This window comes from Albidovulum salinarum, assembly GCF_025673475.1.
GTDB lineage: Bacteria > Pseudomonadota > Alphaproteobacteria > Rhodobacterales > Rhodobacteraceae > Albidovulum > Albidovulum salinarum.
Genome location: NZ_JAOVQO010000003.1, coordinates 201,266 through 215,966, shown reverse-complemented (window position 1 = coordinate 215,966; position 14,701 = coordinate 201,266). Strand labels below are relative to the sequence as shown.

Annotated in this window: 12 protein-coding genes and 1 tRNA gene; 6 read left to right on the top strand and 7 right to left on the bottom strand. The window is 69.8% G+C overall.

Annotated elements, in window-relative coordinates:
• Positions 1-43: 43 nt before the first annotated feature.
• On the top strand, positions 44-643 hold the full coding sequence (locus tag OEZ60_RS04600) for a L,D-transpeptidase (protein WP_263333673.1): 600 nt from the start codon (positions 44-46) through the stop codon (positions 641-643).
• A 42-nt stretch (positions 644-685) separates the two neighbouring features.
• Positions 686-1,756: a tRNA 2-selenouridine(34) synthase MnmH gene (mnmH, locus tag OEZ60_RS04595; RefSeq protein ID WP_263333671.1), complete on the top strand. Its 1,071-nt coding sequence runs from the start codon at positions 686-688 to the stop codon at positions 1,754-1,756.
• 46 nt (positions 1,757-1,802) lie between these two features.
• Here mnmH and selD read toward each other — a convergent pair whose 3' ends face one another.
• On the bottom strand, positions 1,803-3,983 hold the full coding sequence (selD, locus tag OEZ60_RS04590) for a selenide, water dikinase SelD (RefSeq protein WP_263333669.1): 2,181 nt from the start codon (positions 3,981-3,983) through the stop codon (positions 1,803-1,805).
• 110 nt (positions 3,984-4,093) lie between these two features.
• On the opposite strand from selD, the gene OEZ60_RS04585 reads away from it, so the two are divergent.
• Entirely contained in the window at positions 4,094-5,104 is a 1,011-nt protein-coding gene (locus OEZ60_RS04585) for an NAD-dependent epimerase/dehydratase family protein (protein ID WP_263333667.1), read from the top strand.
• A 56-nt stretch (positions 5,105-5,160) separates the two neighbouring features.
• Positions 5,161-5,237: transfer RNA gene (locus OEZ60_RS04580), tRNA-Met, on the top strand.
• A gap of 19 nt (positions 5,238-5,256) precedes the next feature.
• Here the strand turns inward: OEZ60_RS04580 and OEZ60_RS04575 are convergent.
• Positions 5,257-6,132 (bottom strand): LysR substrate-binding domain-containing protein, encoded by an 876-nt coding sequence (locus tag OEZ60_RS04575; protein WP_263333665.1) that lies wholly within the window; start codon positions 6,130-6,132, stop codon positions 5,257-5,259.
• A 128-nt stretch (positions 6,133-6,260) separates the two neighbouring features.
• Here OEZ60_RS04575 and OEZ60_RS04570 point away from each other — a divergent pair, with 128 nt between their 5' ends.
• A complete protein-coding gene (locus tag OEZ60_RS04570) occupies positions 6,261-7,817 on the top strand; it encodes a trimethylamine methyltransferase family protein (RefSeq protein ID WP_264772956.1) in 1,557 nt (518 codons plus the stop codon).
• An 18-nt stretch (positions 7,818-7,835) separates the two neighbouring features.
• On the top strand, positions 7,836-8,918 hold the full coding sequence (locus OEZ60_RS04565; RefSeq protein WP_263333661.1) for an aminomethyltransferase family protein: 1,083 nt from the start codon (positions 7,836-7,838) through the stop codon (positions 8,916-8,918).
• A gap of 11 nt (positions 8,919-8,929) precedes the next feature.
• Here OEZ60_RS04565 and OEZ60_RS04560 read toward each other — a convergent pair whose 3' ends face one another.
• The 5 genes from OEZ60_RS04560 to OEZ60_RS04540 form a co-directional block, all read right to left on the bottom strand.
• Positions 8,930-9,364 carry a PaaI family thioesterase gene (locus tag OEZ60_RS04560; RefSeq protein WP_263333659.1) on the bottom strand — a complete coding sequence of 145 codons (435 nt, stop codon included), beginning with the start codon at positions 9,362-9,364 and terminating at the stop codon, positions 8,930-8,932.
• Positions 9,361-10,023, bottom strand: a complete 663-nt coding sequence (gene pdeM, locus OEZ60_RS04555; protein WP_263333657.1) for a ligase-associated DNA damage response endonuclease PdeM — start codon at positions 10,021-10,023, stop codon at positions 9,361-9,363. Before pdeM ends, OEZ60_RS04560 begins: the two co-directional genes overlap by 4 nt.
• A gap of 119 nt (positions 10,024-10,142) precedes the next feature.
• Positions 10,143-12,545 (bottom strand): ligase-associated DNA damage response DEXH box helicase, encoded by a 2,403-nt coding sequence (locus tag OEZ60_RS04550; RefSeq protein WP_263333655.1) that lies wholly within the window; start codon positions 12,543-12,545, stop codon positions 10,143-10,145.
• 38 nt (positions 12,546-12,583) lie between these two features.
• The gene (locus OEZ60_RS04545) at positions 12,584-13,390 is read right to left on the bottom strand and encodes an NAD(P)-binding domain-containing protein (protein WP_263333653.1); all 807 of its coding nucleotides are present in this window, start codon (positions 13,388-13,390) and stop codon (positions 12,584-12,586) included.
• Positions 13,390-14,700 carry an ATPase gene (locus tag OEZ60_RS04540; RefSeq protein WP_263333650.1) on the bottom strand — a complete coding sequence of 437 codons (1,311 nt, stop codon included), beginning with the start codon at positions 14,698-14,700 and terminating at the stop codon, positions 13,390-13,392. The genes OEZ60_RS04545 and OEZ60_RS04540 overlap by 1 nt, the downstream gene beginning before the upstream one ends.
• Between the last annotated feature and the right edge of the window lies 1 nt (position 14,701).

The window sequence follows — 14,701 nt, the reverse complement described above, 5'->3', positions numbered from 1 at the left end:
GGATGCGGCCTCGCGCGGGGGCGCTGCAGAGGAGAACGAGACTATGCCTGACCGTCGTGCGCTTGTGACCGGAGCCCTGGCCGCGGGGATGCTCGCCGCCCTGCCACCGGCCGCACGCGCCGCAACGGGACAGGCGCCCGCGGCGCCTGCCCAGCCGGTCCCCGGCCTGACCATCGCGCCAGAGTTCTACCCCATCGTGATGCGCGTCAAGCGCAGCTTCGTGCCGGGCTCGATCCACGTGCTCTCGTCGCAGCATTTCCTCTATTTCATCGCCAAGCCCGGCTGGGCGGTCCGCTACGGCGTCGCGGTCGGCAAGGCGGAGCTCGTCTATCGCGGCCAGGCGGTGGTCGGGCGCAAGGTCGAATGGCCGAGCTGGAAGCCGACGCCGGAGATGATCGAGCGCAATCCCGCAGCTTACGCGAAGTACGCCGAGGGCATGCCGGGCGGGCCGAACAACCCTCTCGGTGCGCGGGCGCTCTATCTCTTCCAGAACGGCCATGACACCGCGATCCGCATTCACGGCACGACCGAGCCGAACTCGATCGGGCGTTCGGTGTCGAACGGCTGCATCCGCATGGTCAATTCCCATGTCGTCGACCTTTACGACCGCGTCGCGCTCGGCGCGCCGGTGACGGTCTACTGAGCACCCCCTTCCGGCCCGGCGCCGGGGGCGCTATGAGGGGCCATGGCGCTGACGCTCACCTCCCTTGCCCAAGTGGCCGCGTTCGACTTCGACGCGGTGATCGACGTGCGTTCGCCCGCGGAATACGCCGAGGACCACCTGCCGGGCGCGATCAACCTGCCGGTGCTCGACGATGACGAACGCGCTCGCGTCGGCACGATCTACAAGCAGGGCTCGCCCTTCCTCGCCCGCAAGCTCGGGGCCGCGCTCGTGGCGCGGAACGCGGCGCGCCATCTCGAAGGGCCGCTCGCGGACCTGCCGGGCGGCTGGCGGCCCCTGGTCTATTGCTGGCGCGGCGGCCAAAGGTCGGGCTCCTTCGCGACGATCCTCGGCCAGGTCGGCTGGCGGGTGGAGCTGGTTGAGGGCGGCTACAAGGCCTGGCGCAAGCTCGTGGTCGAGGAACTGCAGGAGCGCCCCGTCCGGGCCCCGGTCGTGGTGCTCGACGGCAATACCGGCTCGGCCAAGACCGAGGTTCTCGGGCTCCTCGCGGCCGAGGGGCTGCAGGTGATCGACCTGGAGGGGCTCGCCAACCACCGCGGTTCGCTTTTCGGCGACATGCCCGGCGGCCAGCCCTCGCAGAAGGCGTTCGAGGGGCGGCTCGCGACGGCGCTCGCGGGCCTCGATCCGGCCCGGCTGGTGGTGGTGGAGGCGGAAAGCTCGCGCGTCGGCAACCTCGGGGTGCCAAAACAGCTCTGGGCGGCGATGTGCGCCGCGCCGCGGGTGCGGATTTCGGCGCCGCTGGCGGCGCGGGCGGACTACCTCGCGCGGGCCTATGCCGACGTGACCGAGGATCCCACGCGGCTCGCCGCGGTGGTGGAACGGCTCCGGCCGGTCCACGCCGCGGAGGTGATCGAGACCTGGCGCGGGCTTGCCGGGCAGGGCGCCTTCGCCGATCTCGCACGCGACCTGATGGAGCGCCACTACGATCCGCGCTACGAAAAGCACCGCGCCCGGTTCGCACCCGAGCGCGAGACGCTGGTCGAGACCCCGAGCCTCGCCCCGGATGCGCTTCCGCCGCTCGCAAGCGCGGTGGCCGCGGCCGCGCGGCGGCTCGCGGGGTCCGCGCGGGACTGATCCCGCCCGAGTGCCCGTCGCCCTGGCGACGGGCGCAAGCGATGGATCAGCCCTCGACGGTCAGGAAGGCCGGCCCCTCGGTCAGCTCGCCGATGACCGCCGCCGGTTCGCCCGCATCGCGCAGCCGGCGGACAAGATCCATCGCCGCCCCGGCCGGCACCGCGGCCAGAAGGCCGCCCGCGGTCTGCGGATCGAAGAGCAGGTCGGCACGCGGGCTCTCGGTCAGAAACATCCGCTCCATCACCGCGCGGTTCGCGGGCAGGAGCGTCGATCCGTGCCCCGCCGCCGCGAGCGCCTCGGCGCCGGGCAGGAGCGGAACATGGCGGAGCGAGATCCGCGCGGCGGTGCCCGAGGCCTCGAGCATCGTCATCAGGTGGCCGGCGAGTCCGAATCCGGTGATGTCGGTCATCGCATGGGCCTCGGGGCCGAGGATCCGCGCCGCCGCGCCTTGACTGCGCGCCATCGAGGCCAGCGCGCCCGCCACCACGCCGCCAGGCGCGGCGCGGGTCATCTCAGCGGCGAGGGTCACGCCGGTGCCGATCGGCTTGGTCAGGATCAGCCAGTCGCCGGGCCGCGCGCCGGCCTGGGCGAGCGCGGGCTCCGCAGACAGGCCGGTCACGGTGAACCCGACGGTCAGCTCGGCGCCGAGGCTCGTATGGCCGCCGACGACATCGGCACCCTCGGCGCCGAAGGTCTCGGCCGCCGCCGCCATGATCTCGCGCAGCGTCTCGGCCTGCAGCCGCGGCGACATGCGCGGCAGGATCACCTGCGCCAGCGCCGCCTGCGGCCGCGCGCCCATCGACCAGACATCGCCCATCGCGTGAACCGCGGTGATCCGCGCCAGAAGCCAGGGATCCTCGGTGAAGGCGCGGACATGGTCGGTGGTGATCACCTGCTGGCCCTTGCCGTGGGCGAGCACCGCCGCATCGTCGCCGGGGCCCGAGATCACGTCGGGCCGGTGCGGCGCGGGCAGGCCTGCGAGCGCGGCCCTGAGATCGGCCTGGCCGACCTTGGCGCCGCAGCCGCCGCAGAGCGGCTTGCCGCGGCCAAGCTCCTCGCGCACCCCTGCCGCGACGCGCGCGGGCAGGGGTGGCGGGGTCATCTTGGGCAGATCGTGGAACTTCGCCATGAAACGACGGTCGATCCGGTCCTTCCAGCGCCAGAGCCAGGCGCCGTCCAAGGGCAGTCCCCACTTGTCGGCGACCGCGTGCTTCGATCCGGTGGAGATGAGCTTGAGATAGTCCGATTGCGGCCGGTAGCGCCGCATCCGCCCGGTGCCGGTGAGCGCGACGTCGAGATTGTGCAGGAGCACCGGCGCCTGGCGCACGGCGAAGACCCCGGCCTTCGGGCGCGGCGCGTGGGACAGATGCGCGATGTCGCCTGCCGCGAAAATTGACCTGTCGCCGGTCGATCGCAGCATCGGATCGACCGTCACGAAACCGTCCCTGAGCGGCAGCCCGGTCGTGGCGAGCCAGCCTGGGGCTCGCGCCGCGGCGGTGCCGATCACGAAATCGGCCGGGACGAGCTGGCCGTCCGCGAGCCGCACGCCGTCGGGCTCCACCGCCGCGGCGGGCATTTGCTCGATCAGGGTGATCCGGGCGCGGTCGAGATGCGCCCGGAGCGCCCGGCCCGCTCCGGCGCCGACCGCGGCGAGCGCGTGATTGCGCTCAACGAGCGTGACCGAAGCCTCCGGCCCGAGCCGGTGGCGGGCGGCGAGCGCCAGTTCGACCCCGGCGACGCCAGCGCCGACCACGGCGACCCTGGCCCCCGACGCGCCGGCGGGAAGCTGGAGCACATAGGCCTCCCAGCGGTCAGCAAAGGCGTCGAGCGGCTTCGCCGGCACTGCGAAGTCGGAAAAGCCCGGCAGGCGTGGCATCTCGGCGGTGATGCCGATGTCGATCGAGGCGACGTCGTAGGCGACGTCGGGCCGCCCCGGCACGATCACCCGGCCTGATTCCCGGTCGATCCCCGCGGCGCGGCCGAGGATGAGCCGCGCCCCGGCGTGGCGGGCGAGCTGCACCAGGTCGATCTGCAGCGCCTCGCGCGGGTAATGCCCGGCGATATGGCCGGGCAGCATGCCGGAATAGGCCGCGGTCGGCGCCGGGTTGATCAGCGTCAGCCGGACGCCGGGCAGGGGCCGCATCCCCCACATCCGTAGCACCAGCGCGTGGGTATGGCCGCCGCCGATCAGGACGAGGTCGCGGGTGAGCGGAATCTGGGGCTGCATCGGGGCTCCTTTCCCGCTCTCCCTAACGCGGCGCGCGGGATTTGGCGATGCCCGGCCTTGGCCCCCGCGCGCCGACCGGCTATTCATCGCGCGAGGGCAGGGAGGACAGCATGCGCGTCTACATCACCGGGGCGGCCGGCTTCATCGGCTTCCATCTCGCGAAGCTCCTGCTCGACGAGGGGATCCGGGTTCACGGCATGGACGGGATGACCGACTATTACGACGTGGCGCTGAAGCGGGCGCGTCTAGGCATCCTGCTGCAGACACCGGGCTTCGGCTTCACCGAATGCATGCTTGAGGACGGCGCGGCGCTCGTGGCGGACATGGCCGCGTTCAAGCCCGATGTCGTCGTCCACCTCGCCGCCCAGGCCGGCGTGCGCTACAGCCTCGAGGCGCCGCGAAGCTACCTTTCCTCCAATATCGAGGGCACGTTCAACGTGATGGAGGCCGCGCGTGACCTTGGCGTGAAGCACCTGCTTCTCGCCTCGACCTCCTCGGTCTTCGGTGCCAATACCGAGATGCCCTACCGCGAGACCGACAAGGCGGATACGCAGGTGTCGCTCTATGCCGCGACCAAGAAGGCGACCGAGGCGCTCAGCCATTCCTGGGCGCATCTCTACAACCTGCCGACGACCTGCTTCCGGTTCTTCACCGTCTACGGCCCCTGGGGGCGCCCGGACATGGCGCCGTTCAAGTTCACCAAGGCGATTCTCGCGGGCGATCCGATCGACGTCTACGGTCACGGCCAGATGTACCGCGACTTCACCTACGTGACGGATCTGGTACGCGGCGTGCGGCTCCTGATCGACGCCGTGCCCGAGCGGCCCGCCGCCCCCGAAGATATCGCGGAGGGCGACAGCCTGTCGCCGGTGGCGCCGTGGCGTGTGGTCAATATCGGTAACGGCGAGAAGGTGGCGCTCGGAGATTTCATCGCGGCGATCGAGGCCGCGGCGGGCAAACCGGCGAAACGCAACCTGATGGAGATGCAGAAGGGCGACGTGAGGGCGACCTGGGCCGACAACAGCCTGATGCGGCGCCTCACCGGCTACGGGCCGGAAACCGACATCCGTACCGGGATGGCGGCCTTCGTCGCCTGGTACCGCGACTATCATGGTGTGTGAGGGCCGAGATTCGCCCTTGACGGGGCGCGGGGGCTGGCATACCTAGCCCGCGCAGTGGCTAGGTAGCTCAGCTGGTTAGAGCACGTGACTCATAATCACGGGGTCGGGGGTTCGAGTCCCCCCCTCGCCACCACTTCCCCTCCAGACAGACATCATCCTCGCTCCGCCGCCGCGATCAGCCAGTCTGCGAAGGCCGCGACGTCCGGATTTGCCAGCGTTCCCGCCTCATAGGCGAGGAAATAGCCATAATCATCAAGGGCATGCTCCGACAGGCGGCAGAGCCGGCCGGCGTCGATCTCCGGCTGCACCAGCGCGTCGTTGAGCGCGATTCCCTGGCCGTCGATCACTGCCTGGACGCGCACGTTCGGGTCGGCGACGGTCAGGACCGCGCTCCGCGCGGCGAAGGGCAGGCCGGCGGCGCGGTGCCAGTCGGCCCAGGCGGCGCTGCCGGAGCGGTCGGCGAGCAGTGTGAGCCGCCCGAGCGCGGCAGCGAGCCCCGCCTCGCGCACGAGTGCCATCGCTGCGGGTGCTCCGGTGGCGAAGGCAGGACAGCGAAAGAGCGGGCGGATCGCCACGTCGTTCCAGTCGCCCCGGCCCCAACGGATCGCGAGGTCGATGCCCTCGCCCTGCAGTTCGGTCAGGTCGACCATCGGCTGGATGCGGATGCGGACCCGCGGATGGGCCTCAAGGAAGGTCATCAGCCGTGGCGAGAGCCAGCGCGAGGCGAAGTAGGTCGTCACGCCGACCGTCACCGGCCTTTCGGGCGCCTCGCGCAGATCGGCGATTCGCGCCTCGACCGTGTCGAAGGCGGCCTTGAGCGTGGCCGCCAGTTCCTGCCCCTTGGTCGTTGGAGCGATGCCGCGCGGCAGGCGCGTGAAGAGCGCGAACCCGAGCACGTCCTCGAGCCCGCGGATCTGGTGGCTCACCGCGCCCTTGGTGAGGTTGAGCTCCTCGGCAGCGGCGGCGAAGCTCGCATGACGCGCGACGGTGGCGAAAATGCGCAGGCTGTCGTAATGGCGGAACCGCATCTTTTGCGTATAGAAAAACTATACGACAAGAGCAAATCAATTCGCTTGTAGATTTGCTGAACTGGCCTTTTCTATGGACGTATCCGGGCAATTCCGCATCCGGCGATCCAGCCAAGAGGCGAACCGTGTTGACCCATGAAGCGCCGGCAACCTCCGATACCGGTCCCGAGCGGCGGCGCGGCGGCCGCGCCCGGCGGGCTGCGGGCAACATCGCGGCGACCGGGGCGGGCCTCTTTCTACGCCGGATCCCGGCCTACAAGCTTCTCGGCGAGGAGGCGCTCGCCCAACTCGAGGAACAGGCCGACTGGATCCTCGCCGAGATCGGCATCGACTTTCGCGGCGACGCGGAGGCGCTGCGGCTCTTTGCGGCGGCAGGTTGCGAGGTGAAGGGCGAGCGGGTGCGGTTCCAGCCCGGTCAGGCGCGCGCGCTCTGCGCCACTGCGCCGGCAGAATTCACGCTCCACGCCCGCGATCCGCGCCACTCGGTAGTCCTCGGCGGCGATCACCTCGTGCTGATGCCGGGCTACGGCTCGCCTTTCGTGACCGATCTCGACCGTGGCAGGCGCTACGCGACGATCGAGGATTTCCGCAACTTCGTGAAGCTAGCCTGGATGTCGCCCTGGCTTCATCACTCCGGCGGCACCGTCTGCGAGCCGACCGACATCCCCGTCAACAAGCGCCATTTCGACATGGTGCACGCCCATCTGACGCTGTCGGCGAAGCCCTTCATGGGCGCCGTGACCTCGGTATCGCGCGCCGAGGACTCGATCGAGATGGCGCGGATCGCCTACGGCGCCGATACGGTCGCGGAGCACGCGGTGATGCAGGGCAACATCAACGTCAACTCGCCGCTGGTCTTCGACGAGACGATGACGGGGGCGCTGCGCAGCTATGCGGCGGCCGGGCAATGCGTCTGCGTCTCGCCGGCGATCTTCGGCGGCGCGATGGGGCCGGTGACGCCCGCCGCCGTCGCCGCCCAGACCCATGCCGAGGCGATGGCCGGGATCGCGCTCGCGCAACTCGTCCGGCCCGGTTGCCCGGTGGTCTACGGCAGCTTCCACAACACGATGAGCCTCAAGTCCGGCGCGCTGACCTTCGGCACGCCCGAGGGCAATCTCGTGACGATGGCGCTCGGCCAGCTCGCGCGGCGGCTCGGGGTGCCGGTGCGCTCCGGCGGCGGGCAGATCACGGCGGCCAATTCGCCCGATGGCCAGGCGATGCAGGACAGCGCCTCGGCGATGTGGGCGACAGTCATGTCCGGCGCGAACCAGGTCTGGCACGCGGCCGGCTGGCTCGAGGGCGGGCTGACCATGGGCTACGAGAAATTCGTCATGGATCTCGACCATTGCGGGGCGATGCTCACGCTCGCCTCGGGGATGGAGGTCTCTGCCGACACGCTCACCCGCGAGAGCTACCATGAGGCCGGGCCGGGGCAGAATTTCCTCTCCACCAGCCACACGATGCGGCATTTCGCGACTGCCAACCACATGCCCGACATCGCCGAGGCCGGCCCCTACGAGAGCTGGGTCGAGGCCGGCTGCCGCACCGCCGAGGAACGCGCCAACGACCGCTGGAAGGCGATGCTCGCGGCCTACGAGGCGCCGCCGATGGATCCCGCCATTGCCGAGGCGCTCGACGACTATGTGGCCCGCCGCAAGACGGCGTTGCCGGACGAATGGTACTGACCCCGAAAGGATATCCCCATGACCGCACCCCTCAGCCGAACCTCCGTCCTTGCCGAGCGCCACCGCGCGCTCGGGTCGGGGCTCGAGGACTGGAACGGGATGGGCACCGCCTGGACCTACGCGACCGACCCCGAGGCTGAGCACGACGCGGTGCGCGAGGCGGCCGGCATGTTCGACATGTCGCCCCTGAAGAAGGTCTTCGTGCGCGGGCCGGAGGCCGCTTCGGTGCTCGATCATCTCACGACCCGCGACATCTCGCGGATCGAGCCCGGCCGGTCGGCCTATCTCTCGGTCCTGACCGAAGCGGGCACGATGGCCGACGATGCGATCGTGTCCAACAACGGCGGCGAATGGATGATCGTCCACGGCTCGGGCGACACGATGGCGCTGCTTGCGGCCTCGGCCGCGGGGCGCGACGTGACCTTCGCGCTCGACGACGACCTCCACGACATCTCGGTGCAGGGGCCAAAGGCGCTCGGCATCCTCGACGCGGCCTCGCCGGATGACCTCGGCGCGCTCGGCTATTTCCAGCACATGCCGACCCGGCTTTTCGGCAATGACTGCCGGATCTCGCGCACCGGCTATTCCGGCGAGCGCGGCTACGAGATCTTCGCCCGCGCCGAGGTGGCTGGCGCGATCTGGGACCGGCTCGTCGAGGCGGGGGTGATGCCCTGCTCCTTCACCGCGCTCGACAAGGTCAGGATCGAGGCGGGGCTCCTTTTCTACGGCTACGACATGACCGAGGCCCATACACCCTGGGAGGTCGGGCTTGGCTTCACGGTAAGCGCGACGAAACCGGAGTTCCGGGGGCGCGCGGCGCTGATGGCCGCGAAGGGGCACGAGAGGATCCGCAATGTCGGGCTTATTGTCGATCACGGCGACATGCTCGCCGGCACGCTGGCGCTCGGCGGCGAAGAGGTGGGGGTGATCAACAGCCCCTGCTGGTCGCACCGGATGGCGAAGTCGCTGGCGCTTGGCCATGTCCGGGCGGACATCGCCGAGGGCACGGTCCTCGAGGTCATTGCGGACGGCGTCACCACCACCGCCCGCGTCGCACCGCTGCCGTTCCACGATCCGGAGAAGGCGCGCACCCATGGTTGAGAGCACCGCTCTCAGCCCGGAATGACCGCGACCATCGTGCCCTGGAGGACGGCGATCAGGCGGGTCTCGCCCGCCGCCTCTACCGCGACCTCGGCGGTGACGACGGTGAGCCGCCGGCCGGCCTTCACGACGCGGCCGGTGGCGACGAGCCGCTCGCCGCGCGCGGGGGCGAGGAGGTTGATCTTCATCTCGGCCGTCATCACCTCCGCCTCCTCCGGCATCAGCGTGAGCGCGGCATAGCCCGCTGCACTGTCGCCGAGGGCAAAGGTCAGACCGGCATGACCGACTTCATGCTGCTGGCGCGCGGCGGGAAGGATCGGCGCCTCGATCCGGCATTCGCCGGGCCCGAGCGCGACGATCTCGGCGCCGAAGGTCGCCATCAGGTTCTGGCGGGCGAAGCTTGCCCGCACCTTGGCCTCGCGGCCGGGATCGACCGTCCCGCTCATCCGTCCCCCCTCCGTCGCGGCATCGGTACCGCCCGCGCGACACGGCCGGTCAGCACCGCGAGCGCCCCCGGCGCCATCAGCCCGGCGAGCGCCCGGTCATCGCAGGAAAGCCCGCCGGTATAGGTGCCGTAGGCGGGCAGGATTACCCGCGCGTCATCGACAAGAAAGCAGGGCCGCGCCTGGCCCGCAAGCCGCGCCTTCGGATGGTAATGGCCCGAGACCTCGCCCGCCGCCCCCGTCTCGGCGATGTGCCGGAAGGTTAGCGGCCCGAGCCGCAACTCCGCCCGGTGCTCACCGCCGAGCCCCACCGGGCCGGGATCGTGGTTGCCCTCGATCCAGACCCAGCGCCGCCCGGCCATCAGCCGCGCGAGCCAGAGCGCATGCGCCTCGCCCAGCTCCGCCGCCCGAAGATCGTCGAACGTGTCGCCGAGACAGATCACCATCCCCGCGCCGGTGGCCGCGAGATCGGCATCGAGCCGCGAGAGCGTCTCCACGATCTCGTAGGGCGGCAGCAGCGCTCCCGCTCGACGCGCGTAGCGTTCGGAACGCCCGAGATGCAGGTCGGAAACGGTCAGGCAACCTTGGTCCGCCCAATGGAGCGCCCCGGACGGCAGCGCGGTCAGCGCCGCGCCTGCAAGAGTGAATGCGTATGCGCTCATGCCCGCGTTCCTGCCCCGCAACCAATGAAAAAACAATCCCGTCTTCTTCATTGCCCAAGTACCCCGGGGGTCCGGGGGCCGCGCCCCCGGCCGTCGACGCAGCCGCCCCGGCCATCGCCTCAGCCGAGCCCAGCCTCCGCCATCAGCCGCTCCGCCGCCGCATCCATCAGCCGCTCGCGCGCCGCCCCCTCGACCGGGACGCGCCCGTGCTCGAGGAACAGGGGCGCCGCGAAGGGCGTCACACGCGGCAGGGCGAGAAGGTCGATCCGGCCTCCGGCGCGGTCCAGCATCGCCTCGATCCGGCCGAAGCTGACGAGCCCGCGCATCGCCTCCTCGCGGGTGACCTCGAGCAACAGATGGCCCGGATCGTAGCGCCGCAGCGTGTCGTAGAGGATGTCGGAGGAAAAGGTCGCCTGCCGTCCCGATTTGCGCGCGCCGGGATGGTTGCGCGCGATGAGCCCGGCGACGAGCGCCACGTTTCGAAAGGTCCGCTTCATCACCGCGTTGCCGGCAAGCCAGCCCTCCAGCCCCTCGCGCAATGCCGCCCGGTCGAAGAGCGGCGCCGGATCGGGCACCGCGTCGAGCCCCCAGATCAGGGTCGCGTAATCGGTCGCGACGAAGCCGAGCGGGTTCAGCCCTTCCTCCTCCATGCGTTTGGTCAGGAGCAGCCCGAGCGTCTGCTGCGCCGCCTTGCCGGCGAAGCCGTAGGCGCAGAGATGCGGCCGGCCCTCGGCCGGGAAGGTCTCGACCAGCAGCCGGTCGGGTGCGGGCAGGCGCGAGACCTCGCGCTGAAGCGCCAGCCATTCCGCGGTCGACGCTGGCAGGTCGGGCCAACTCTCCTGCCCGAGCATCGCGAGGATGCGGTCGCAAAGCTGCGTCGAGGTGGAGAACTTGGTGCCGGAATAGACCGCGATCTTCGGTTCCCGGCCGGGGGCCGGGGCCACCTCCAGCGCCATCTCGCGCAATCCGACATAGCGCACCACCTGGCCGCCGATGAGGAAGGTCTCGCCCGGTGTCAGCGTCGCGGCGAAAGCCTCCTCGACCTCGCCGAGGGGCTGGCCGCCAAGCCGGTTCTGCCAGCGCACCTTGACCATCTCGGTATCGGTGATCGTGCCGATATTCATGCGGATGTCGCGGCTCGCGCGCGGATCGCGCAGGGACCAGAGACCGTCGCGCCGCATCAGCCGCTGCCACCGGTCATAGGCCTTCAGCGCATAGCCGCCGGTGGCGCAGAACTCGAGGCAGGCGTCGAACCCGGCCCGCGTGAGCGCGGCGTAGGGGCCGGCGGAGGTGACTTCCGAATAAAGATCGCCCGCGTCGAAGGGGCCCGAACAGGCGGCGATGAGGATGTGCTGGCAGAGGACGTCGCGCGGCCCGGGGCCGCGTGGGTCGCCGTCGAGGTCATGCGCCTTCACCGCTTGCAGGGCGGCCTCGCACTCGACCACCTCCCAGCGGTTTGCCGGTACCAGCAGCGCCTTCGACGGCGCGTTGTAGCGGTGGTTCGCGCGGCCGATCCGCTGCACGAGCCGCTTGACGTTCTTCGGCGCGCCGACCTGGATCACGAGGTCCACATCGCCCCAGTCGATGCCGAGGTCGAGCGATCCGGTGCAGACCACCGCGCGCAACTCGCCCGCGACCATCGCCGCCTCGACCTTCACGCGCGCCTCGCGGGCGAGCGAGCCGTGGTGGATGCCGATCGGCAGGCCCTCTTCGTTGGCCATCCAGAGGTCGCGGAAGAAGAGCTCCGCCTGGGCGCGGGTGTTGTGGAAGACCAGCGTCGTGCGGTGGCGGCGGATCTCGGCGAGCACTTGCGGGATCGCGTAGCGGCCGCCGCCGCCGGCCCAGGGCGGCGGCGTGTCGGTCTCAAGCATCGCGATATCGGGGTCGGGGCCGGGATCGGCACGAATGATCGCGCAGGGGTCCGGGTGGCGCGCGAGAAAACGGGCGATGGCGTCGGGATCCTCGACCGTGGCCGAGAGCCCGACGCGGCGCAGCCCCGGCGCCAGCCGCGAAAGCCGGGCGAGGCACAGCATGAGCTGGTCGCCCCGCTTCGATTCCGCGAGCGCGTGGACCTCGTCGACGATCACGCGCGAAAGCCCCGCGAAGATGCGCGGCGCGTCCTGGTAGCTCAGGAGCAGCGCGAGGCTTTCCGGCGTCGTGAGGAGGATATGTGGCGGATCGGCCCGCTGGCGACGTCGCCTGGCTTGCGAGGTGTCGCCGGTGCGATCCTCGATCCGGATCGGCAGGCCCATCTCCGTCGCCGGCACCGTCAGGTTGCGACGGATATCGGCCGCCAGCGCCTTCAGGGGCGAAATGTAGAGCGTGTGCAAGCCGGCCTGCGTCCCACCCGTCAATTCGACAAGCGTCGGCAGAAAACCGGCAAGCGTCTTGCCTCCGCCGGTCGGTGCCACGAGGAGGAGCGCGGGGTTGCCGGCGCGATCCAGAAGCGCCTGCTGGTGCGGATGGATCTGCCAGCCGCGGGACGCGAACCAGTCGGAAATAGGGGCGGGCAGGGGCTGCATGGCCCCAGTCTAGGCGCGTTGCCCGGCCCGCGCCAAGCTCAGTGCAGCGCCCGCGACTTCATGCTGCGGAACATTTCCTGCACCTTGTGGGGCGGGGTCAGATGCGCGCCCTTCAGCGCGGTGTCGAGCGCCGTCTCCACCTCTCGCACCAGCGTCGTGACGCAGTCGACCGCGCCTCCGCCGGGCGCGACCGGATCGGCGAGGTCGTGGCCCGGCAACAGGAGGCCATCGAGCGTGTCGCCAGTCATCTCGAGAAGCCGCGCCTCGTCGATACCCTGCGCCTCGGCCCAGTCGAGGGCAATCCGCGTCAGCGCGGTCGCAGACGCCGCCAGAAAATCGTTCATCACCTTCGCAGCCATCGCCGTACCGAAGCCGCCCATCCGAGTCGCCTGGTGGCCAAGCTCGTCGAAGACCGGTGCGATGCGGCTGATATCATCCTCTTCGCCGCCGATAAAGAACGACAGCCGGCCTTCCTCGGCCGCGCGGAGCGAGCCGGTATAGGGCGCGTCGATCAGCGCGATCCCGTCACCGACGCGGCCGCGGAGCGCGCGCACATAGCGCGGCGACAGGGTCGCCGCGATCACGATGGTCCGAAGGCTGGCCGCGCGTTTGGCGAAGGCCGGCCCCTCGAACAGCAGCGCCTCCGTCTCGGCGATGCCGCGGGGCGCGATGATGAGGCAGGTGAGACCGTTCGCGAAGACCTCGGCCTCGGCGGCGCTCGCCTCGTGCCCGGCGCCGTCGAGCGGCGCAAGGCCGAAGGCCTCGGCCATGATTCCAGCGGCGTTCAGCCGGGCGAGAAAGGGTCGCGCGATGCGAGCCGACCCTGCAATACCAATTCCACGCATCAGTGAATGATCTTCTCGTCGCGGACGAACATGTTGGCCCAGGCCCGGTCGATCAGTTCGGGCGACATCTGGTTGGGGATGCCCTCGAACGTGCAGATCGCGATCATCTGGTCGATCAGGAAAACCGGCTGGTAGTTCGCATAGACATTGTCGATCGTCGGGTACTTGACCTTCAGGAGGTGCAGAAGCGCCTGCTCGTCCAGGGGAATGTTCTTCCGCTTCGCGACCATCGCGAAGATCTTGAGGAATATCTCCTGGTTCGGACCGTCGATCTTGATCTTGAAGAAGATCCGGCGCAGCGCCGCCTTGTCGAAGATCTCGTTCGGGTGGAAGTTCGTCGAGAAGATCACCAGCGTGTCGAACGGCACCTCGAACTTCTCGCCCGACTGCAGCGCGAGGATGTCGCGGTTCTCTTCCAGGGGCACGATCCAGCGGTTGACGATCTTCTGCGGCGGCTCCTGCTGGCGACCGAGGTCGTCGATGATGAAGACGCCGCCGGTCGCCTTCATCTGCAGCGGCGCGGTGTAGGTCCGGGCCGTCGGATTGTAGGTGAGATCGAGCATCTCCAGCGACAATTCGCCGCCGGTGATCACCGTCGGACGCTCGCAAAGCACATAGCGGTTGTCGAAGCGGTTCGACGTGCGGCGCAGGCTCGTCGGATCGTCGACCGACGCCTCGGCCGCGGAATGCACGATCGGATCGTAGACCGTGATCACCTGGCCGGAATACTCGACCGCCTTCGGGACGTAGATCTTGTCGCCGATCGCATCGCGGATGCCGTTCGAGATCGAGGATTTGCCGTTGCCCGGAGGCCCGTACATCAGGATCGAACGCCCCGCGCCGACGGCGGGCCCGAGATGGTCGAGAAGCTCGTCGGGCAGGATCAGGTGGCCCATCGCGCCGGTGAGTTGCTGGCGCGTCATCTGCACATTGCGGATCGATTGTTTCCGGACCTGCTCGCGATAGACCTCAAGCGGGACCGGCGCCGCGCCGTAGTATTCCGACTGACTCAGCGCATCGAGCGCGCGCGCCTTGCCGGCATCGGCGAGCTGATACCCCATCTCGCCGCCGGAATTCGCGTGCAGCGTGCCCGTGGCCTCCAGGAGTTTCTGGCCGCGCGCAAGGTCGATCAGTTCCTGCGTGACGGGCAGGGGTAGGGCGATGATCCGCGAAATCTCCGAGGCACGCTCCAGATTCATGCGGAACATGGTCTTGAGGAGCAAGTCGCGCAACATCACGACGGAAAGGCCGGTCTCTGCCAGAGAGCGCGGCGGGGAGGGCGCGACGACGTTGGGTACCTGCATGTTCATC

What these genes read in the sequence shown, in the direction of transcription:
- OEZ60_RS04565 (WP_263333661.1), top strand. Translation starts at nt 7,836, where the DNA reads ATGACCGCACCCCTCAGCCGAACCTCCGTCCTTGCCGAGCGCCACCGC.
- mnmH (WP_263333671.1), top strand. Translation starts at nt 686, where the DNA reads ATGGCGCTGACGCTCACCTCCCTTGCCCAAGTGGCCGCGTTCGACTTC.
- OEZ60_RS04550 (WP_263333655.1), bottom strand. Translation starts at nt 12,545, where the DNA reads ATGCAGCCCCTGCCCGCCCCTATTTCCGACTGGTTCGCGTCCCGCGGC.
- selD (WP_263333669.1), bottom strand. Translation starts at nt 3,983, where the DNA reads ATGCAGCCCCAGATTCCGCTCACCCGCGACCTCGTCCTGATCGGCGGC.
- OEZ60_RS04585 (WP_263333667.1), top strand. Translation starts at nt 4,094, where the DNA reads ATGCGCGTCTACATCACCGGGGCGGCCGGCTTCATCGGCTTCCATCTC.
- OEZ60_RS04540 (WP_263333650.1), bottom strand. Translation starts at nt 14,700, where the DNA reads ATGAACATGCAGGTACCCAACGTCGTCGCGCCCTCCCCGCCGCGCTCT.
- OEZ60_RS04560 (WP_263333659.1), bottom strand. Translation starts at nt 9,364, where the DNA reads ATGAGCGGGACGGTCGATCCCGGCCGCGAGGCCAAGGTGCGGGCAAGC.
- pdeM (WP_263333657.1), bottom strand. Translation starts at nt 10,023, where the DNA reads ATGAGCGCATACGCATTCACTCTTGCAGGCGCGGCGCTGACCGCGCTG.
- OEZ60_RS04600 (WP_263333673.1), top strand. Translation starts at nt 44, where the DNA reads ATGCCTGACCGTCGTGCGCTTGTGACCGGAGCCCTGGCCGCGGGGATG.
- OEZ60_RS04575 (WP_263333665.1), bottom strand. Translation starts at nt 6,132, where the DNA reads ATGCGGTTCCGCCATTACGACAGCCTGCGCATTTTCGCCACCGTCGCG.
- OEZ60_RS04545 (WP_263333653.1), bottom strand. Translation starts at nt 13,390, where the DNA reads ATGCGTGGAATTGGTATTGCAGGGTCGGCTCGCATCGCGCGACCCTTT.